We start from the raw sequence: 20,938 nt of genomic DNA on the forward strand, positions 1-20,938 counted from the left end.
CAAACATAGTTTTGTTTTTAAAAAAACTGAATTAACTTGACTCATTTAAGCAACATTTCTTTTAACTTGAAATTCTAATTTCACTGAAGTGCCTGCAGAATTACTAGTTATTTGCAGTTCAGTACCAAGTGCATTAGCTCTAGATTTCATATTGAGTAAACCATTGCCATCGGACGTTAGCATTTCAGGATTATATCCCTGACCATCATCTCTAATTTCAACGCTTATTGAATCACTTATATCTAAATGAATGTAAATGTGTTTAGCTTGCGAATGTTTAACCGCATTGTTTACGGCTTCTTGAATAATACGATATAAACTTAAAGTTTGAACAGGATCAAGATGAAGCTCATTGTGTCCAGTAAGCTTAACACTTACTTCTATTTGTGTTAGATTAGAAACTTTATGAGCAAGATTGTTTAGTCGTTCAGAAAGATGATCTAGGTTAATTAAGTTGTGGTTCATAACCCAGATGGTATCTCTTAAGTCTGAAATAGCATGCTGACTAAATTCAGATAGTTTTTGCAATTTTCCCCAAGTTTCAGATTTAGAAGCTTTTTCCATATTATACCCTATATTTTGTACAGCACTTACTAAGTAAGTTAATTGAGATCCAATATTATCATGTAATTCTCTAGAAATTCTCATGCGTTGTTCTTCAAGTTTTTTATTGGTTTCCATTGTGACAAGCGCTTCTTTAAGTTCACGCTCTTGAGCTTGTTGCTTTATTTTAAGTCTCTGTTGTCTGTAAACCATAAAAGCTATTAGCATAATTAAAAAGACTCCAGTTGCTAATAAAGTGATTAGTATTTTCTGAAAATCAAGTTTAGCTTCTTGTAATTTAAGTTGTTGTTCTTTTTCCTGTGTTCTAAATTCGGTTTCTTTTGCCTGTATAATCTCAATATTTTTTGCACTTTGTAAGCTGTCTCTAGCAATATTGTAACGTTTAAGAATTTGATCAGCTTCACGTGGTTTACCTAATTGCATTAAATTGGATGCTTTATAAAATAAAAACTCCCTATTCCGTAAATCAGTTAGTTCATGATGTGAAGTAATACTGTCTGCAATTTTTACAAAATCATAGCCTTTTTCAGGCTGATTTATTTGATTGTGTGCGTAAATTAATCCATTGAGTGCTTCGATGAGTTTAAAAGGCTCAAGAGAAGCCTTTATGCTCATTTCGTAAGCTTTAGTGTATTCAACAATTGCAGCTTCAAAATCTTCTTTTCTTAAGTTTATAGCTCCAATACACAATTGGTTTCCTGCCGCTGCATATTGGTCATCTACTCGTTGAGCTTCATTAACACCTTTTTTAAAAATTTCCAGAGCAAGGTCATAATCTTTTTTTGCCATGTAGCAAATTCCCAAATTCCAATACGTATGTGCTTTTATTCTAGAGTCATATTTTTTCTGATATTCTAATGAGTTATTTAAGTAGCTGATAGCTTGGTCATGAAGTTTCATATTTAAAAAAGCCATACCTACGTTATTTCCAGCATCGGCAATTAAAGAAGGATCATCTTCAAGTGTATTGGCAACTTTAAGAAATTCTAAGAATTCTACTACAGCTTTTGGGTATTCAGAAATTGCACCATAAGCACTTCCGCTATAGTTATGAAGTTCAGCTTGAAGTTCTTTCATTCCGAGTTCTTTGGCTAATGGGACAAGTGAATCAGTTTTCTTTATAACTTCTTTGTAATCTCGCTTGATAAAGTATAGCCACTTACACTCTAAATAGGCTAATTTTAGTGCATTTTCCTTATTACCAGTCTTTGTGGCCAAACTTAGGCCTTCTTCTAAATATTTTTTATATAATATTGAATCTTGTCTTCTATAGAAATTTGTTAATTGAAATAAGGCTTTTGCTTTTTCTGTATCTTGATCAGTGTTAATTACTTGTTTTAAGCTATCTATATTTATTTCTTGTGAAAAGCCTAAAGATATCCAGAAACAGAAAAAAAGTAGAGTGTGTTTTTTAAATAAATGCATTATTCTATTTTTAAAATAGGCGTCTTCAAATAAATAATTTTACTACTTCTATTAAGACATCAACTAATTATAATTTCAATTAAAATATTAACAATCAAACAAAATACTTTTAATAAAAACAGTAATCAAATATATATATTTTTTAATAAAAAACACACTAATTGTTTGTATATGATGAAATTATAGAAATAGAATATAGTTTGTGCTAAATAAGATAACAGGATAAATCACTAAAAGCATTCTTAATTTTTTTAGTGTATTATCCTGTTTTTAAAATGAACTAAATAAAACAATATTATTTAGGATCATAAATAGCCAACGGAATGATCATTTCTTCAAGCGATATTCCACCATGTTGAAATGAGTTTTTGTAATAATTTGCGTAGTAGTTAAAATTGTTTGGGTAAGCTAAAAAGTAATCGCTTTTGGCGAAAATATAAGAACTACTCATGTTGATAGAAGGTAAATGAATTTTCTTTGGATCTTTAACCGCATATACATCTTTATTGTTGTAGGTTAAGCTCTTACCTGTTTTGTAGCGTAAATTTAAACTGGTGTTTTTATCCCCAATAACTTTGGTTGGTGTTTTTACGTTGATGGTTCCATGGTCTGTGGTCAGTATCAGTTTGAAATTCATTTGCTTGGCTTGTTGAATGATATCTAACAAAGCTGAATTTTTAAACCAACTTAAAGTCAAAGAACGGTAAGATTTATCGTCTCCTGCCAATTCTTTAATTACTTCCATTTCGGTTTTAGCATGCGAAAGCATATCTACAAAATTATATACTACTACTGATAAATCTAAGTTTTTTTGAGACCTGAAATTATCCGCCAGTCGTTTTCCTTTTTGTAAGCTGGTAATTTTATGGTATTCGTAATTAATATCTTTTCCTAAGCGCTTCAATTGAGCTTCAAGGAACTCATTTTCATATTGATTTTTACCACCTTCTTCGGTATCATTTAGCCAATATTGTGGGAAAAGTTTTTCCATTTCAGATGGCATTAATCCAGAGAAAAACGCATTTCGGGCATATTGAGTTGCAGTAGGTAAAATACTGTAATAGGTATGGTCTTCCTTGGTTTTATAATAATTTTGAATAATGTTTTCAAAAGTCTTAAACTGGTCGTAACGCAAATTATCTACCACTACCAATAAAGTGGGTTGCTCTTTGGTGATTTCAGGTAAAACGTATTGTTTAAAAGCGGTATGCGATAGGATAGGAGCTTCACTTTCAGGCGTAAACCAACTTTCATAGTTGTTTTCAATAAATTTAAAAAATTCATTATTGGCCTCTACTTTTTGTTGTTCAAATATTTCCAACATTCCCGTGTTTTCAATATTTTCAAGCTGTAATTCCCAATAAATCAATTTCTTGTATAAATCTACCCAATCTTCATAGGAATCAACCGAAGACAAATCCATGGCAATTTTTCTAAATTCTTGTTGGTAGTTGGATGTGGTTTTGTTGGTTACTAACCGGTTGTGATCTAAATTTTTCTTTAAGCTCAGTAAAATTTGATTCGGATTCACAGGTTTGATTAAATAATCTGCAATTTTAGAACCAATGGCTTCTTCCATGATGTACTCTTCTTCACTTTTGGTAATCATCACCACAGGAATATGATCTTTTATCGCTTTAATTTCAGTTAAAGTTTCCAATCCCGTTAAACCTGGCATGTTTTCATCTAAAAAAATAATATCGAAGTTTTGGTTTTCAATTACTTCTAAAGCTTCGGTACCACTTTGGCAAGTAGTTACCTCGTATCCTTTCTTTTCTAAAAATAAAATATGGGGTTTTAGTAAATCTATTTCATCATCAACCCAGAGTAAGCTTATGTTTGACATATATATGTATCTTTGTTTAAAATATTTCGACTTGTCTCAAAGAAACAAACTTAAAATTATAAACGATCCAATTTATGGTTTTATTACCATACCCAACGAATTGATTTTCGATTTAATTGAACATCCTTATTTTCAGCGATTACGAAGAATTTCGCAAATGGGACTTTCGCATTTGGTATATCCTGGGGCACAACATACGCGTTTTCATCACGCCTTAGGTTGTTTGCATTTAATGCGAAAAGCGGTTCAGGTATTGCGTTTTAAAAGTGTTGAAATTGATGAAACCGAAGAAGAAGCTTTGTACATCGCCATTTTGTTGCACGACATCGGCCACGGTCCGTTTTCGCATGCCATGGAACACAGTATAATTGAAGGTGTAAGTCACGAGCAATTGTCGCTCAAGTTCATGCAGAAGTTAAATGAAGAATTCGAAGGAAAACTCTCGCTTGCCATTCAACTTTTTACCAATCAATACCACAAAGAATTTTTAGGACAATTATTAGCTAGTCAGTTGGATATCGACCGTTTAGATTATTTGAAGCGAGACAGTTTTTACACCGGCGTGGCAGAAGGAAACATCAATTCTGAACGTTTAATTACCATGCTGAATGTCAAGAATAATCATCTAGTAGTCGAAGAAAAAGGCATTTACTCTGTTGAAAAGTTTTTAGTAGCTAGAAGGCTCATGTATTGGCAAGTCTATTTACACAAAACAGGTTTGGTAGCCGAGCAACTACTGATTAAAATGCTGAAAAGAGCAAAGTACTTAGTACAAAACGAATTTGAATTAAACGCCAGTAAAAACCTTACTTTTTTTATGAAACAACAAGGTGCAATTGAAACGCTTTCGGATGAGGTAATTGATCGCTTTGCTAGTTTAGACGATTATGATATTGTTTCTGCCATTAAAGAATGGGTAGATTGCGGTGACGAAATTTTGGAAAGTTTGTGTAAAATGATTCTTCATCGAAATTTATTAAAAATCAAGTTGAAGAATAAACCCATTTCAGAAGAAAAATTCAATAAGCATTTTAATGCAGTAAAAGAAAAGCATCAATATAATGATGAAGAAGCTAGTTATTTTGTGTTTTCAGGAAGTACTTCAAATTTGGCATACCAGACTATGACCACGCCCATCAACATATTATATAAGAACGGGAAAATCAAAGATGTTTCAAAAGCATCAGACCAATTGAACTTAAAAGCACTTGCCAAGCCCGTTGTTAAATATTATATGTGCTATCCAAAATCTAATAATTGACTTTTTTTTCTATTTTTGTCAAAATGAAATTCAAAGCAACTCAAATAGCCGAAATTTTAAACGGAGACATTCAGGGGAATCCCGATGTTGAAGTAGATAAGTTGTCTAAAATTGAAGAAGCTCAACCGGGTTCGCTTACTTTTTTGGCTAATCCAAAATACACTTCCTATATTTACAAAACCAATGCTAGCATTTGCATTGTTTCAAAAGATTTTCAGCCTACTCAAGAACTACATTCTACTTTAATAAAAGTAGATGAGCCTTACGAAGCTTTTTCAGAATTACTTGAATTTTATAATCAAGTAAAATTACGTAAATCAGGAATTGAGCAACCTTCCTATATCGATAAATCTGTTCAATATGGCGAAGATGTATACATCGGGGCATTTGCGTACATCGGCCACAATGTAAAAATGGGTGATCGGGTGAAGATTTACCCCAATGCATACATAGGTGATAATGTTACTTTAGGTGATGATGTGGTTATTTTTGCAGGCAGTAAAATTTATTCTGAAAGTATTTTAGGAAACAACGTAGTAATTCACGGTGGAGCCATTATTGGTGCTGATGGTTTTGGTTTTGCACCCAGCGAAAATGGAACCTATAAGAAAGTTCCCCAAATCGGAAATGTGATTATTGAAAACAATGTAGATGTTGGAGCAGGAACAACTATAGACCGCGCTACTTTGGGTTCAACCATAATCCGAGAAGGCGTAAAACTAGACAACCAAATACAAATTGCCCACAACGTAGAAATTGGCAGACATACTGTTATTGCTGCCCAAACTGGAATTGCGGGTTCAACTAAAATCGGCGAACACTGCATTATTGGTGGTCAAGTTGGAATTGTTGGGCACATTCAAATTGGAAACAATGTAAAAATTCAAGCGCAATCAGGTATCGGTAGAAGTGTAAAAGACAATGAAGCTTTACAAGGTTCGCCGGCTTTGGGCTATTCAGAATACAATAAATCTTACGTACATTTTAAAAACTTACCGGAAATTGTCAAGCGAATTGATGGTTTAGATATCAAACTTCAACATAATGAGTGACCAGTCAAACAAACAAACTACCATTTCTAAAGCTGTAACTTTAGAAGGTGTTGGGCTGCATACAGGCCAACAAGTAACTTTAACATTTAAACCCGCAGAAGCCAATAATGGTTATGCTTTTGTAAGAACAGATTTAGAAGGTAGCCCAATTATTCCAGCCGATGCAAATTTAGTGACTAGTACTGATCGCGGCACTTCATTAGAAAAAAATGGAGTTTCCATCAATACATCAGAACATGTTTTAGCAGCTTGTGTAGGCTTAGATATCGATAATGTAACCATAGAACTCAATGCTTCAGAACCACCAATTATGGATGGTTCTTCAAAGTTTTTTGTAGAAGCATTAGAAAAAGCTGGAATAACTGAATTAGACGCAGACCGAGAAGAATACATTGTAAAAGATGTGATTTCTTTTTCAGATGAAGAATCCGGTTCAGAAATTATTGTCATGCCTGCAGACAATTACCAAGTTACTACTATGGTGGATTTTGGTACTAAGGTTTTAGGTACACAAAATGCTTCAATAACTTCAATTCATCAATTTAAAGATGAAATTTCTGATGCTAGAACTTTTAGCTTTTTACATGAGCTAGAAGCGCTTTTAGAACATGGTTTAATAAAAGGTGGCGATTTAAATAACGCTATTGTTTATGTAGATAAAGAATTATCTGAAACCAACATGGAGCGTTTAAAAAAGGCATTTAACAAAGATAACATTGCGGTAAAGTCTAACGGAATTCTAGATAATTTAGATTTACATTATCCTAATGAAGCGGCCAGACATAAATTACTAGATGTTATTGGCGATTTGGCACTCATTGGAACACGAATCCGTGGAAAGGTAATTGCTAACAAACCCGGACACACCATCAATACGCAGTTTGCCAAAAAAATGGCAAAAATTATTAAATTGGAAAAGCGCAATAAAGTACCTCAAATCGATTTGAATGCAGAACCACTTTACGATGTAAACCAAATTATGGATAGACTACCACACCGTAGTCCATTTTTATTGGTAGACAAAATATTCGAATTGTCAGACAAGCATGTAATCGGAATGAAAAATGTGACCATGAATGAACCTTTCTTTGTTGGTCATTTTCCTGGAAAACCTGTAATGCCAGGTGTTCTTCAAATTGAAGCCATGGCACAAACCGGTGGAATTTTAGCCTTAAGCACAGTTCCAGATCCAGAAAACTATTTAACATTTTTCATGAAGATTGACAATGTGAAATTTAAACGTCAGGTGGTTCCAGGAGATACGCTTATTTTTAAATTAGAACTCATTTCTCCAATTCGGAGAGGAATATGCCACATGCAAGGTTACGCATACGCAAATGGTAAGTTGGCTTGTGAAGCCGAACTAATGGCACAAATTGTTAAACAAAAACACGAAAATTAATGAATCAACCATTAGCATATGTCCATCCCGGTGCAAAAATTGCAAAAAATGTGGTGATTGAACCTTTTACAACCATACATAATAATGTTGTTATAGGAGAAGGTTCTTGGATAGGATCAAACGTAACTATTATGGAAGGCGCTCGCATTGGAAAAAACGTTAGTATTTTTCCAGGTGCGGTAATTTCAGCCATTCCACAAGATAAAAAATTCGAAGACGAAGATACCATAACCGAAATTGGAGACAACACCACCATTAGAGAATGTGTAACCATTAATCGTGGAACTTCAGACCGAATGAAAACCAAAATTGGTCAAAATTGTTGGATCATGGCTTATAGTCATATTGCACATGATTGTATTGTGGGCAACAACTGTGTTTTCTCAAACAATTCAACTTTAGCAGGACACATTACTGTTGGAGATCACGTTGTTTTGGCAGGAATGGCCGCTGTTCAGCAGTTTTGTAGTATAGGAAATCATGCTTTTATTACTGGCGGTTCGTTGGTTCGAAAAGATGTTCCGCCATTTGTAAAAGCAGGTCGTGAGCCACTTTCTTATGTGGGTATTAACTCTGTTGGTTTACGCCGAAGAGGATTCGATACCGAAAAAATTAGAGAGATTCAGAACATTTATCGCATTCTATATCAGAAAAATTACAACAATTCTCAGGCGGTTTCCATTATTGAAGCCGAGATGGAAGCAACTCCAGAACGAGACGAAATTTTACAATTTATTAAAGATTCTCAACGCGGAATCATGAAAGGATATTTTACAAACTAAAACACTATGGCAAATACAAGCGATATTAGAAACGGATTATGCATACGCTATAACCACGATATTTTCAAAATTACTGAATTTCTTCATGTAAAGCCTGGAAAAGGTCCAGCTTTTGTAAGAACCAAGATGAAAAGTGTTACTACAGGAAAAGTGATAGATAATACTTTTTCTGCAGGACATAAAATTGAAGAAGTACGTGTGGAAACACATAAATTTCAGTTTTTGTACCAAGAAGGAGAGTTTTATCATTTCATGAATACGGAAGATTACACGCAAATCCGCTTATTAGAAGCTGCTTTGGATGCACCACAATTAATGAAAGAAGGCGAAGTGGTAACGGTTTTAATCAATACAGAAGACAACAGTCCTTTGTCTGTTGACATGCCAGCGAGTGTGGTTTTGGAAGTTACACACACTGAGCCAGGCGTAAAAGGAAACACAGCAACGAACGCCACAAAGCCTGCAACAGTTGAAACAGGAGCAGAAGTAAATGTTCCGTTATTCATAAACGAAGGCGATAAAATTAAAATTGAGACCGAAAAAGGTACTTACAAAGAGCGCGTTAAAGAATAATTTATGAAGTTTCCAAGAACTTACGCCTTACAAGAAATTGCTAAATTAATCGATGTTGAATTTGTTGGTGATGCTGATTTTCCTGTTTTAGGAATGAATGAAATTCATGTAGTTGAAGAAGGCGATATTGTTTTTGTAGACCATCCTAAATACTATGATAAAGCGCTTCAATCTAAAGCAACTGTTGTATTAATCAATAAAAAAGTAGATTGCCCTGAAGGAAAAGCTCTGTTGATTTCTGATAATCCATTTTCGGATTTCAACAAAATTTCAACTCATTTCAATTCGTTTCAACCTGCTACACAAAGTATTTCAGCTTCAGCTAAAATAGGTGAAGGAACGATTATTCAACCCAATGTTTTTGTTGGGAATAATGTTCAAATTGGTAATAATTGCTTGATTCACAGCAATGTTTCCATTTATGATGGAGTTAGCATCGGAAACAATGTTACTTTACATTCAGGAACGGTACTCGGAGCCAATGCTTTTTATTATAAAAAACGAGAAACCCATTTTGAACGTTTAGAATCTTGTGGAAGCATAGCTATTGAAGACGATGTAGAAATTGGGGCTTTATGTTCTATAGACAAAGGTGTTACTGGAATTACACGAATAAAAAAAGGAACTAAAATAGACAACCAAGTTCAGATAGGCCATGATTGTGTAATTGGTGAATGTTGCTTGATTGCTTCTCATGTAGGTATTGCGGGATGTACCATCCTTGAAGATGAAGTTACGCTTTGGGGACAAGTTGGTGTTACAAGCGGAATTACTTTAGCAAAAGGAACAACACTTTTGGCGCAAAGTGGTATCAATAAAAATACAGAACCAAATGAAACTTACTTTGGTTCGCCAGCTGGAAAAATGAGAGAAAAGTTTAAAGAAGTTGCGGCAATAACACAGTTGCCAAAACTTATTCAAAAATTGAAAAATAATGCCTAGCAACAAAGAAATAGTAAAAAGCTTCTTTAATTCTGAATTTTACAAGGATGAAAATGATTTCAAGAAATATATACATCCCGAAGTAGAAGTAAAATGGAATGGTAGCACAGGTTTTTTAAAATTGAACTATCAATCTTTTCGAGATTTGGTAATAGAGATGGGAAAATCTTTTATGAGTATGGAAGCAGAAATTTCACATATTATAGAAGAAGACAATCAAGTTGCTATTCGTTTTTCTTATCACGTTGAAATGGTTGAAGAAGAAGAAATGGTTCCCTTAGCCGATTTTATTTGTATCTGGGAAATCAAGGACAATTTGTTGTACAAAGGATTCTTTGTAAGCCAACCTTCTGATGCTAATGTAGATAATTTATATTCATTTTTTCCAAACTAAATCAACCCTATAATATACAGTTAAAAGCTTTCAATAGTCTTTATAAAAATTTACTTTTGTTTCACATAAAATTAAAAATAAATGAGCGTTTTAGTCAATAAGAATTCAAGCATAATTGTTCAAGGTTTTACAGGTAGTGAAGGAACTTTTCACGCCCAACAAATGATCGAATACGGTACAAACGTAGTAGGTGGAGTTACCCCGGGAAAAGGTGGTACAACCCATTTGGATAAACCAGTTTTCAATACCGTAGCTGAAGCTGTAAAGGAAGCCAAAGCAGATACATCTATTATTTTTGTTCCACCAGCTTTTGCTGCAGACGCCATAATGGAAGCTGCCGATGCTGGAATTAAAGTAATTATAACCATTACTGAAGGAATTCCTGTAAAGGATATGATCAAAGCTTCAAATTACATCAAAAACAGAGATTGTAGACTAATCGGCCCAAACTGTCCCGGTGTAATTACACCAGGTGAAGCAAAAGTAGGTATCATGCCCGGTTTTGTTTTCAAAAAAGGAAAGGTGGGTATCGTTTCAAAATCAGGAACTTTAACTTACGAAGCGGCTGACCAAGTGGTAAAACAAGGTCTTGGAATTACAACAGCGATCGGAATTGGTGGTGACCCAATCATTGGAACAACAACCAAAGAAGCAGTAGAATTGTTAGTAAACGACCCAGAAACAGAATGTGTGGTGATGATTGGCGAAATTGGAGGACAATTGGAAGCCGATGCAGCCAATTGGTATAAAGAAAGCGGAAGCAAAAAACCAGTTGTTGGCTTTATTGCAGGTGAAACTGCTCCAGCCGGAAGAACAATGGGGCACGCAGGTGCAATTGTTGGCGGAAGCGAAGACACAGCACAAGCTAAAAAAGCAATCATGCGCGAATGTGGAATTCACGTTGTAGATTCTCCTGCTGAAATTGGTAAAAAAGTAGCCGAAGTTTTAGGCTAAACTATAATCATACAAAACCCTTTTCTACTTTTCAATACAAGTATTAAAGGGTTTTTTACATTTGAAATAAATCTCAACCTATGAAGTTATTAGCGAATAAAAATGTTATTGTCACCGGCGCTAGCCGTGGGATAGGAAAAGGCATTGCGCAAGTGTTTGCTCAACACGGAGCAAATATTGCATTTACTTATCATTCTTCGGTGCAGCCAGCACAAGATCTTGAAAATGAACTTACCCAAATGGGAGTAAAAGCCAAAGCCTATAAATCGGATGCATCCGATTTTAATCAAGCGCAAGATTTTGTAACTGAAGTTTTAAAAGATTTTGGAAGCATAGATGCCGTTATCAACAACGCAGGAATCACCAAAGACAATTTGATGATGCGCATGTCTGAAGACGATTTTAACGAAGTCATTCGCGTCAACTTAAACTCGGTTTTCAATTTGACCAAAGCGGTTTTACGCCCGATGTTGAAACAACGAAGTGGTAGCATCATTAACATCAGCTCGGTTGTAGGTGTAAAAGGAAATGCGGGGCAAGCCAATTATGCCGCATCAAAAGCAGGTGTAATCGGATTTTCAAAATCTACCGCATTGGAATTGGGTTCAAGAAACATCCGTTGTAACGTGGTTGCTCCTGGTTTCATCGAAACTGAAATGACCGCTAAATTAGATGAAAAAACAGTTGATGGTTGGAGACAAGCCATTCCATTAAAACGCGGCGGACAACCAGAAGATGTGGCCAACGCGTGTGTTTTCTTAGCGAGTGATTTAAGTACTTACGTTACGGGACAAACACTTAATGTGGATGGCGGAATGCTAACTTAATCAGAATTTAATTGTATGACAAACCAAAGCATATTGCTGCTGATACTGATTGTTTGCCTTTCTTTGGGTTTGTCTTATTTTCAATATTTATTTTCAACAAAAAAACGAAGTCAGAGCAGTTTGTTGTTTTTTGCACTTCGTTTTTTTACGTATTTGACTTTAGGGATTTTGCTTCTGAATCCTAAAATTGAAAATACAACCACCCAAGTAATTAAACGAAATTTGATTTTTTTGGTAGACAATTCGTCTTCAATCAATCAGATTGGTGATAGTAATCAAGTTGAAGATTATTTAAAATCAGTTTCAACAGATGAAGCCATTCAGGAAAAATTCAATATCGAAAAATACAAATTCGGTGAAGCTTTTACTGAATTAGACTCGCTTGATTTTTCTGAAAAACAAACCAAAATAACTGATGCATTAAGCTCTGTTCATAAAATTTACGATACCGAAAAAGATGCTGTGGTGCTCATTTCAGATGGAAACCAAAGCATGGGTGCAGATTACAGTTTGTATTCCAAACAAAAAAATCTATCTATTTTTCCGGTGTTGGTAGGCGACACTATTCCTGCTTTCGATGCAAAAATCGATTTGGTAAACGCAAACAATTATTCGTTTTTGAACAATCAATTTCCTGTAGAAGTCTTTGTAAGTTACAACGGAATTGATTCAGAAGAAACGAAAATCAAGTTGTTGCAAAACCAGCAAGAAATCGCTTCAAAAAAAATAACTTTTGAAACCGATAAAGCAAGTCAACAAATTCAATTTCAAGTAGAAGCCAATCAAATTGGTTTGCAATTGTACGACGTTGTTTTGGAAACCTTGGAAGGAGAAAAATTTACCGACAACAACCAATACCAATTTGGTGTTGAAGTGATTGACGAGCGAGCAAAAATTTTACTAGCTACTTCCATCTTGCATCCCGATGTAGGCATGTGGAAACGCAGTATCGAAACCAAGAAACAGCGTGAAGTAGAAGTGAAGTTCATCGGTAAAGATGAAGTAGATATAGACGATTACCAAATGGTGATTTTTTACCAACCTAAATCCAATTTTAAATCGCTTCTGGATCAAACTTCGGAAAAAGGATTGGGCAGTTTTACCATTACAGGAACCCAAACCGATTACGCATTGCTGAATAAAACCCAGGATTACTTCAATAAAGAAGTTACGTCTTCAACAGAAGAATATTATTCCAGTTACCATTCAAATTTCAGTAGTTTTCAATTTGAAGACATTGGCTTTTCAGAATTTCCACCATTACAAGATGTGTTTGGAGAAGTTTTTTTTGAAGATGAATACAAAACGCTACTTTTTCAAAATGTGCAAAACATAACAACCGAAACACCTTTGTTGTTTACCTATTCGGAGAATTCAACAAACCATGCTGTTTTATTGGGAGAAAACTCTTGGCGATGGAGAAGTCAGTTTTATGCAAGTAACGAAAGTTTTGAAGATTTTGATGCTTTTGTTTCCAGCTTGATTCAATACCTGAGTTCTAGCGATTACAAACAACGTTTGTTGGTAAATGCTTCTAATTTTTACAATGAAGGTGAAAAAACACAACTCTCTGCTAAATTTTACGATGCCAATTACAATTTGTTGCCCGATGCAGACCTGAGTATTCAAATTACCGATGAAGCTTCAAAAGAAACGCAACGATTTCCTATGTTATTTGTAAATAATAAATTTGTGTTTAACACTGCTAGTCTTTCAGCAGGAAATTACAGTTTCAAAATAACCGAAAAAGAAACCCAAACTTCAAAAGAAGGACAATTTAAAATAGTAGCTTACAATGTCGAAAATCAATTTATCAATCCCAATTTGTCAGCTTTAAAAGCAATTGGTGAGAGTGAAGAAATTTTCAATTTAAGTACACCTGATCAATTGAAAAATCAGCTTTTGGAAGCTAACAAGTTACAACCTATTCAGAAAAAAGTAAAAAAGAATCAATCTTTAATCGACTGGCCATTTCTGTTAGGCTTTTTAGCCCTAACTTTGTTTTTTGAATGGTTTATAAGAAAATATAAAGGATTAATTTAATTAAAATAAGTTTATGGATAAGTTACCAAAAATTGCATTGCCAATAGTTATTGTAGCAATTATAGCAATTATTATTATTTCAAAATCGGCAGTGAATATTAGTTCAGGACAAGCCGGAGTTTTATTTGAGCGTTTTGGCGGTGGTGTTGTTACCGATGAGCCCGCTATGGGTGAAGGTTTTCACATTGTTGCACCATGGAACGATGTATTTGTTTACGAAGTAAGACAACAATCTTTAGAAGAAAGAATGAAAGTTTTATCTTCTAATGGATTAGATATTAGTTTAGATGCTACGGTCTGGTTTCAACCAAAAGTTGGAACTTTAGGTCTTTTGCACAAAGAGATCGGTGATAATTATGTACAGCGTGTATTACAACCGGCTGTTCGTTCTGCAGCACGTAATGTTGTAGGTAGATACACACCAGAGCAATTGTATGCAAGTAAGCGAGAAGCTATTCAAAAAGAAATTTTTGAAGAAACAAGTTTAGAACTAGAAGACCAATATGTAAAAGTAGAAAGAATTTTAGTTCGTGATGTATCCTTACCATCTACCATTAAAGAAGCTATTGAGCGTAAGCTCAGACAAGAGCAAGAAGCTTTAGAGTACGAATTTAGATTGACTAAAGCGGTACAAGAAGCAGAACGTCAACGTATTGATGCAGAAGGTAAAGCTCGTGCAAACGAAATTTTGAATGCATCGCTTACTAAAAACATTTTGAAAGAAAAGGGAATTCAAGCAACCGTAGAATTGTCTAAATCTAATAATTCAAAAGTAATTGTTATTGGTTCTGGAGATGAAGGAATGCCAATCATCTTAGGAAATAACTAAGATTATTCTCAATTTAAAAAAGCCCGCTTTATGCGGGCTTTTTTTATGCGCTAATCTTCGGCATTCTATTTTACAAATTCGATTTTAAATAACTACATTTGAAAATAAATAATTCGGTTTATAAATGAGTAAACGAACCTTATTAAATGGTCAAGAAATACAAGTTATTCTTCAACGTTTAGCATGCCAGCTTATTGAAAATCACAGCGATTTTAAAAATACAGTAATCATTGGCCTTCAGCCACGTGGCGTTTTTTTAGCCAACCGAATTCAAGCTATTTTAGAAGCCGAATTAAAAGAAAATGCACCCGCTTTTGGAAAGCTAGACATTACTTTTTACCGAGATGATTTTAGAAGAGGCGATAAAATATTGCAAGCCAACCAAACCGAAATCAATTTTATAGTTGAAAATAAACATGTCATTTTTGTAGATGATGTTTTGTACACGGGGAGAAGTATTCGTTCGGCTTTAACAGCAATACAATCTTTTGGGCGACCAAAAACGGTAGAATTACTAACTTTAATCGATAGAAGATTTAGCCGGCATTTGCCTATTCAACCTGATTACAACGGGAAGCAAGTAGATGCCATTAACCATGAGCGAGTAGTAGTAAAATGGAAAGAAAACGACGGCGAAGATGTTGTTGAAATAATACGTTTAAACGATGAATGATTTAAGTGTTAAGCACCTTTTGGGAATCAAATACATAAGCGAAGCAGACATTCAGCTTATTTTTGAAACGGCTGATCATTTTAAAGAAGTGATTAACCGCCCGATTAAAAAAGTTCCTTCTTTACGCGATATTACCATTGCCAATTTGTTTTTTGAAAACAGCACGCGAACCAAACTTTCTTTTGAATTAGCCGAAAAACGTTTAAGCGCAGATGTAATTAATTTTTCAGCTGCTTCATCTTCGGTGAAAAAGGGAGAAACTTTAGAAGATACCGTCAACAATATTCTAGCCATGAAAGTAGACATGGTAGTAATGCGTCATCCCAATCCCGGTGCAGGAGTTTTTCTTTCTAAACACATCAACGCATCCATTATTAATGCAGGCGATGGAGCTCATGAGCATCCTACACAAGCTTTGTTAGATGCGTATTCCATTAGAGAAAAGTTAGGTGATGTAGCAGGAAAACGTGTGGTAATTGTTGGAGATATTTTGCACAGCAGAGTGGCTTTGAGTAACATTTACGCACTCCAGAAATTAGGAGCAGAAGTGAAAGTTTGTGGTCCATTGACCTTAATGCCGAAACACATTGAAAGCTTAGGTGTACAAGTAGAAACCAACTTAGCTAAAGCTTTAAATTGGTGCGATGTTGCCAATATGCTGCGCATACAAAATGAACGAATGGAAATTACCTATTTTCCTTCAACACGAGAATATGTGCAGCAATATGGAGTAACTACCGAAGTGCTTTCAAAACTTAATAAACCCATTACCATCATGCATCCCGGACCGATTAATCGCGGAGTGGAAGTAAGTAGTGAAGTAGCCGATTCAGAATATGCTATTATTTTGAATCAAGTAGAAAACGGAGTGGCGATTAGAATGGCAGTCATTTATTTATTGGCTTCAAAAATTAAACAATATGAAAAGTAAAGCATACGATAATTTCATTTTATTAGAAGATGAAAAAGACGATCCTGTTGATTTTGCTTCATTTATAGGAAGCATTCATCACCAATTTGAAAAAAACAATATTGTAATTAATTTACAACCTTATAAAATGCTTACGTTGAAGCAATTATTGAGCTTTTTGGATATTTCGAACCATCATCGCTCAAATAAGAAGTCTTTTGTTTTAATCAGCGATACCATCAATATTGACGATGTACCTGATGAATTAAATGTGGTACCTACTTTACAAGAAGCAGAAGACATGGTTCAAATGGAAGAAATTGAAAGACAACTCGGTTTTTAATGCAGAATCCACAACTTAGCATATTAGGTTGTTTTTCAGCAAGTCCCAAAGCTAATGCACATCCTACTGCCCAATTGTTAGAAATGAAAGGGCATTTGTTTTTGATAGATTGTGGTGAAGGCACACAAATTAGAATGCGAAAACTCAAAGCGAAGTTTTCTAGAATTAATCATATTTTTATTTCACACTTGCATGGCGACCACTTTTTTGGTCTTATCGGACTGATTTCTACTTTTGGTTTGATGAATCGAACCCAGGATTTGCATGTGTACGGACCTAAAGGCATCAAAGAAATTATACAGCTTCAATTAAAGCTGAGTAAATCCTTCACCAGTTATCAGCTTCATTTTCACGAGTTGGAAAGTAAAAATGCTGAAATTATTTTTGAAGATGAAAAACTTTCAGTGGAAACCATTCCGTTAAATCACAGAATCTATACCAACGGATTTCTATTCAAAGAGAAATTAGGCGAACGCAAACTGGATTTTGAAGCGGCGAAACAGCATCGAGTGGGACATGAATATTTCAATTTAGCTAAACAAGGAAATGATGTTATTAACTTAGATGGAATTCCGATAGAAAATGAAAAAATCACTCAAGCACCCGATCCACCAAAAAGTTATGCCTTTTGTTCAGATACTGCATTTAAACCTGATATAGTTGAACAAATAAAAGGGGTGAATTTGCTTTACCACGAATCTACCTTTTTAGAAGAACATGAAGATTTGTGCTTCAAAACCAAACATTCTACTGCCAAACAAGCAGGAATTATTGCACAAAAAGCAAAGGTGAAGTATTTAGTTTTAGGTCATTTCTCAGTTCGGTACAAAAACTTAGAACGCTTTAAAACCGAAGCGGAAGAAGTCTTTAGTAAGGTGAGCATTGCAGAAACAGGTTTAAAAATTGACATTTGTTAGATTTTAGCCTAATTTTTATTAACTACACTTTAGTTTCTAAATAACTATATTACCTTTGTAGAATATTTGCTACATCTGTGTCTAAAAATCAACATTCAGAATTTCAGAGACTTAAAGCTCTATATTCTTATTCAATTGTCGATAGTGTCGATGAAAAAGAATACGACCAAATTACCAATTTAGCCTGTTTGGTGACAGAATCTCCTGTGGCTTTAATTAGCTTAGTAGAAAACGACAGACAATGGTTTAAATCCAGTGTGGGTTTTAATGAAAAAGAAACTCCTGTTCAACTATCTTTTTGTGCACATGCCATTAAAGAAAACAAAGATTTTTTTGAAGTTGAAGACGCAAGAACAGACAATAGGTTCAATGACTTTCCTTATGTAACCGGAAATCCTAATTTAATATATTACGCAGGTGTTTCACTTAAAACTGAAAATGGTTTGTGCTTAGGTACGCTTTGTGTTTTAGACACGCGACCAAAGAAATTAAATGTGAAGCAAAAAGATGCTTTGCATTCTCTAGCCAATCAAGTAATGCAATTGTTAGAGCTTAGAATGTCTAAACAGTTACTGAAAAATGAGAAAGACCAATTTGAACGTTTTACCGAATTATCTCATTTAATAATTTATCGCTATTCTGAAGATGGTTTTGATATGTATCATAACAATCGAGTAGAAGATATTTTGGGTTACAGTCCAGATGTATTTGCAAATGATGTTTCGCTTTGGACCAAACTGATTCATAAAGATGATATTGGTAAGGTTAGGAATGCAATTGCAGCTTCTAAAAACGGCGAGTCAGTTAATGTAATTTACCGGATGTACACCAAATCTGGAGATGTAAAATGGATTCATGATAAAAGTACCAACATATTAAGTTTAGAAGGGAATTTAATTATTGAAGGTCTTGCTGAAGACATAACAGAACATGTAAAAGCTCAAAACGAATTAAAGCAACTAAATAAACGCTACCAGCTTGCAGTAGATTCTAGTAAAGATGGTATCTGGGAATGGGAGTTGACTACAGGAAAAACATTTTATTCTAAAACTTGGATTAAAAACCTTGGCTATGATCGGTCTGATTTAAAAGAACATATTGATAACTTTTTTCATTTAATTCATCCTGAAGATAGAGTGATTCTCGAAAATCTAGTTCAAAGTTTATCTAAAGGTCAAGAGTCAAGAGCTTCTATAGATTTTAGAATTCGTCATAAAAATGGAAATTACAGATGGTTTTCAGCACGTGGTTCAGGAATTAAGGATGAAACGGGGAATGTTACAAACATTACAGGTTTTACTACGGATATTACTAGGCGCAAAAATATAGAAGAAGAAAATAAACAAGTACGCGATCAACTTCAAAAAATAATGGACATGGTGCCATCTTACATTTATGCAAAAGATGAAGATGGTAAATTTCTAATGGTAAATAAGGCTGCTGCAGACGTATTTAAGTTAAATGCAGAACAAGTTAGAGGAAAGGAAGTTGATGTTGAACTCACTCCTTTAGAGCTTAGAGAGTCTTATTTAGAAACCGATAGAAAAGTGTTAGAAACACAAAAATCCTTGTTTATACCAGAAGAACTTGTTTTAAAAAATGATGGCACTTTGGGTTGGTTTCAAACCGTTAAAATTCCATACCAACATCCAGGCTCAGAACAATTAGGTGTCTTAGGTGTTTCAACAGAAATTACCGAAAGAAAAATCATGGAGCAAGAGCTTCGCCACACAAAGGATTTTTTAGAACAATCTGGTAAAATGGCAAAAGTAGGAGCTTGGGAGATTGATTTAAAAAAGAACACAACACGTTGGTCAGATACGACTAAAAAGATTCATGAAGTAGAAGAAGATTTTGAAGCCTACACAGAAAAAGCTATTTCTTTCTTTAAAGAAGGCTACAACAGAAATAGAATTAACCAACTTGTAGAAATTGCAGTAAGCAAAGGAAGTGGTTATGATGAAGAACTTGAATTGATAACTGCTAAAGGAAATAAAAAATGGGTGAGATGCATAGGAGCAATAGATAAAAAAGACGAAGAAGTTGTTCGTTTATACGGAACCATACAAGATATTACAGAAGAAAAAAGTCGGGAATATGCATTGATATCTGCTCAACAAAAATTACAAAGTATCTTTAATGAAATTGAAAGTGTGGTGTGGTCTGTAAAATTGCCTTCACATGAATTACTTTTTATTACACCTTCGGCTGAAAAAGTATTTGGAATACCACTTTCTGAATGGGAAGAAGATAGCAGAAAATGGATGAAATTTGTACATCCTCAAGATAACGCTGTTATAGACCAAACGCAAGAACTTCTTAAAAAGCACGGAAGTTATGATATTGAGTACAGAATTTTAGATGCAAATAACAATACGAAGTGGATTAGAAAAAGAGCCAAAATTATCTATGATGAATTTGGAAATGGAATAAGATTAGATGGTTTCATCACGGATATAACAGCTCGTAAGAATATTGATTTAGAACTAAATGAAGTTTTAGAAATTACGCAGAATCAGAATGATAGATTAATGAATTTCGCATACATTGTTTCTCATAATTTACGTTCACATTCGGCCAACATATTGTCTTTAATCGATTTATTGAAAATTGAGTTTAAAGATTTTCAGAATAATGAAATGTTTAAAATGCTACAGAGTGCTTCTGAAAACTTAATGGAAACCATTGAACATCTGTCTGAAGTTGCTTTATTAAGTATCAAAAATCAAAAAGCAGACGAGTCTATCAATCTGAAGACAACTCTAGCTAAAGTTTTAGAAAGTACTTCAAGTCTTGCTAGTAAAGCAAAAGTAGAAATAATAAATAAATCTGATTTATACTACATTACTGGAACTTCAAGCTATGTAGAAAGTATTTTGATGAATTTAATTACCAATGCCATAAAATATGCTTCTCCGGACCGCAAAAGCTTCATTAAAATTGAAAATGAAGAATACAAAGACTTTATTAAAGTTTCAATAATAGATAATGGTTTAGGCATTGATTTGAAAAAGTACAAGAATAGACTTTTCAAAATGTATCAAACTTTTCATAAGCATCCGGAAGCAAAAGGAATTGGTTTATTTATTCTAAAAAATCAAATTGAAGCCATGCGCGGAAAAATTGAAGTAGATAGTATTTTAAATGAAGGCAGCACATTTTCGGTTTATTTCAGAAAAACAATCATCAATTAAATTCACT

General features: G+C 34.2%; 18 protein-coding genes. 16 read left to right on the forward strand and 2 right to left on the reverse strand.

Translation table 11 applies throughout. The features are described from left to right. Positions 1-45: 45 nt before the first annotated feature. Together IEV72_RS02875 and porX are read right to left on the reverse strand one after the other, a co-directional pair. Positions 46-1,989: a tetratricopeptide repeat-containing sensor histidine kinase gene (locus tag IEV72_RS02875; RefSeq protein ID WP_188457582.1), complete on the reverse strand. Its 1,944-nt coding sequence runs from the start codon at positions 1,987-1,989 to the stop codon at positions 46-48. Between the two features lie 295 nt (positions 1,990-2,284). After that, positions 2,285-3,835, reverse strand: coding sequence for a T9SS response regulator signal transducer PorX (porX, locus tag IEV72_RS02880; RefSeq protein ID WP_188457583.1), 1,551 nt, complete (start codon positions 3,833-3,835; stop codon positions 2,285-2,287). Between the two features lie 31 nt (positions 3,836-3,866). Between porX and IEV72_RS02885 the strand changes: the two genes are divergently transcribed. From IEV72_RS02885 to IEV72_RS02960, 16 genes are all read left to right on the forward strand, one after another. Then, positions 3,867-5,096: an HD domain-containing protein gene (locus tag IEV72_RS02885; RefSeq protein WP_188457584.1), complete on the forward strand. Its 1,230-nt coding sequence runs from the start codon at positions 3,867-3,869 to the stop codon at positions 5,094-5,096. Positions 5,097-5,119: 23 nt separating this feature from the next. Next, positions 5,120-6,148, forward strand: a complete 1,029-nt coding sequence (gene lpxD, locus IEV72_RS02890; protein WP_188457585.1) for a UDP-3-O-(3-hydroxymyristoyl)glucosamine N-acyltransferase — start codon at positions 5,120-5,122, stop codon at positions 6,146-6,148. Beyond that, on the forward strand, positions 6,141-7,550 hold the full coding sequence (locus IEV72_RS02895) for a bifunctional UDP-3-O-[3-hydroxymyristoyl] N-acetylglucosamine deacetylase/3-hydroxyacyl-ACP dehydratase (protein WP_188457586.1): 1,410 nt from the start codon (positions 6,141-6,143) through the stop codon (positions 7,548-7,550). The genes lpxD and IEV72_RS02895 overlap by 8 nt, the downstream gene beginning before the upstream one ends. Continuing rightward, positions 7,550-8,332 carry an acyl-ACP--UDP-N-acetylglucosamine O-acyltransferase gene (gene lpxA / locus IEV72_RS02900; protein WP_188457587.1) on the forward strand — a complete coding sequence of 261 codons (783 nt, stop codon included), beginning with the start codon at positions 7,550-7,552 and terminating at the stop codon, positions 8,330-8,332. Before IEV72_RS02895 ends, lpxA begins: the two co-directional genes overlap by 1 nt. 6 nt (positions 8,333-8,338) lie before the next feature. Next, complete coding sequence (gene efp, locus IEV72_RS02905) at positions 8,339-8,905, forward strand: elongation factor P (RefSeq protein WP_188457588.1); 567 nt, start codon at positions 8,339-8,341, stop codon at positions 8,903-8,905. 3 nt (positions 8,906-8,908) lie between these two features. Continuing rightward, positions 8,909-9,847 (forward strand): UDP-3-O-(3-hydroxymyristoyl)glucosamine N-acyltransferase, encoded by a 939-nt coding sequence (locus tag IEV72_RS02910; protein ID WP_188457589.1) that lies wholly within the window; start codon positions 8,909-8,911, stop codon positions 9,845-9,847. Beyond that, the gene (locus tag IEV72_RS02915) at positions 9,840-10,241 is read left to right on the forward strand and encodes a hypothetical protein (protein WP_229731776.1); all 402 of its coding nucleotides are present in this window, start codon (positions 9,840-9,842) and stop codon (positions 10,239-10,241) included. The genes IEV72_RS02910 and IEV72_RS02915 overlap by 8 nt, the downstream gene beginning before the upstream one ends. A gap of 81 nt (positions 10,242-10,322) precedes the next feature. Continuing rightward, positions 10,323-11,195 carry a succinate--CoA ligase subunit alpha gene (gene sucD / locus IEV72_RS02920; RefSeq protein WP_188457590.1) on the forward strand — a complete coding sequence of 291 codons (873 nt, stop codon included), beginning with the start codon at positions 10,323-10,325 and terminating at the stop codon, positions 11,193-11,195. 80 nt (positions 11,196-11,275) lie between these two features. Continuing rightward, complete coding sequence (fabG, locus tag IEV72_RS02925; protein ID WP_188457591.1) at positions 11,276-12,022, forward strand: 3-oxoacyl-[acyl-carrier-protein] reductase; 747 nt, start codon at positions 11,276-11,278, stop codon at positions 12,020-12,022. 15 nt (positions 12,023-12,037) lie between these two features. Beyond that, positions 12,038-14,065: a vWA domain-containing protein gene (locus IEV72_RS02930; protein WP_188457592.1), complete on the forward strand. Its 2,028-nt coding sequence runs from the start codon at positions 12,038-12,040 to the stop codon at positions 14,063-14,065. Between the two features lie 13 nt (positions 14,066-14,078). Continuing rightward, complete coding sequence (locus tag IEV72_RS02935; RefSeq protein WP_188457593.1) at positions 14,079-14,894, forward strand: prohibitin family protein; 816 nt, start codon at positions 14,079-14,081, stop codon at positions 14,892-14,894. Between the two features lie 124 nt (positions 14,895-15,018). Continuing rightward, complete coding sequence (gene pyrR, locus IEV72_RS02940) at positions 15,019-15,567, forward strand: bifunctional pyr operon transcriptional regulator/uracil phosphoribosyltransferase PyrR (protein ID WP_188457594.1); 549 nt, start codon at positions 15,019-15,021, stop codon at positions 15,565-15,567. After that, on the forward strand, positions 15,560-16,498 hold the full coding sequence (locus IEV72_RS02945; protein WP_188457595.1) for an aspartate carbamoyltransferase catalytic subunit: 939 nt from the start codon (positions 15,560-15,562) through the stop codon (positions 16,496-16,498). Before pyrR ends, IEV72_RS02945 begins: the two co-directional genes overlap by 8 nt. After that, positions 16,488-16,820, forward strand: coding sequence for a ribonuclease Z (locus tag IEV72_RS02950; RefSeq protein WP_188457596.1), 333 nt, complete (start codon positions 16,488-16,490; stop codon positions 16,818-16,820). Before IEV72_RS02945 ends, IEV72_RS02950 begins: the two co-directional genes overlap by 11 nt. Further along, positions 16,820-17,737 carry a ribonuclease Z gene (locus IEV72_RS02955; RefSeq protein ID WP_188457597.1) on the forward strand — a complete coding sequence of 306 codons (918 nt, stop codon included), beginning with the start codon at positions 16,820-16,822 and terminating at the stop codon, positions 17,735-17,737. Before IEV72_RS02950 ends, IEV72_RS02955 begins: the two co-directional genes overlap by 1 nt. Positions 17,738-17,814: 77 nt before the next feature. Beyond that, positions 17,815-20,931, forward strand: coding sequence for a PAS domain-containing protein (locus IEV72_RS02960; RefSeq protein ID WP_188457598.1), 3,117 nt, complete (start codon positions 17,815-17,817; stop codon positions 20,929-20,931). Positions 20,932-20,938 lie beyond the last annotated feature (7 nt).

This window comes from Psychroflexus planctonicus (assembly GCF_014640195.1).
Taxonomy (GTDB): Bacteria; Bacteroidota; Bacteroidia; order Flavobacteriales; family Flavobacteriaceae; genus Psychroflexus; species Psychroflexus planctonicus.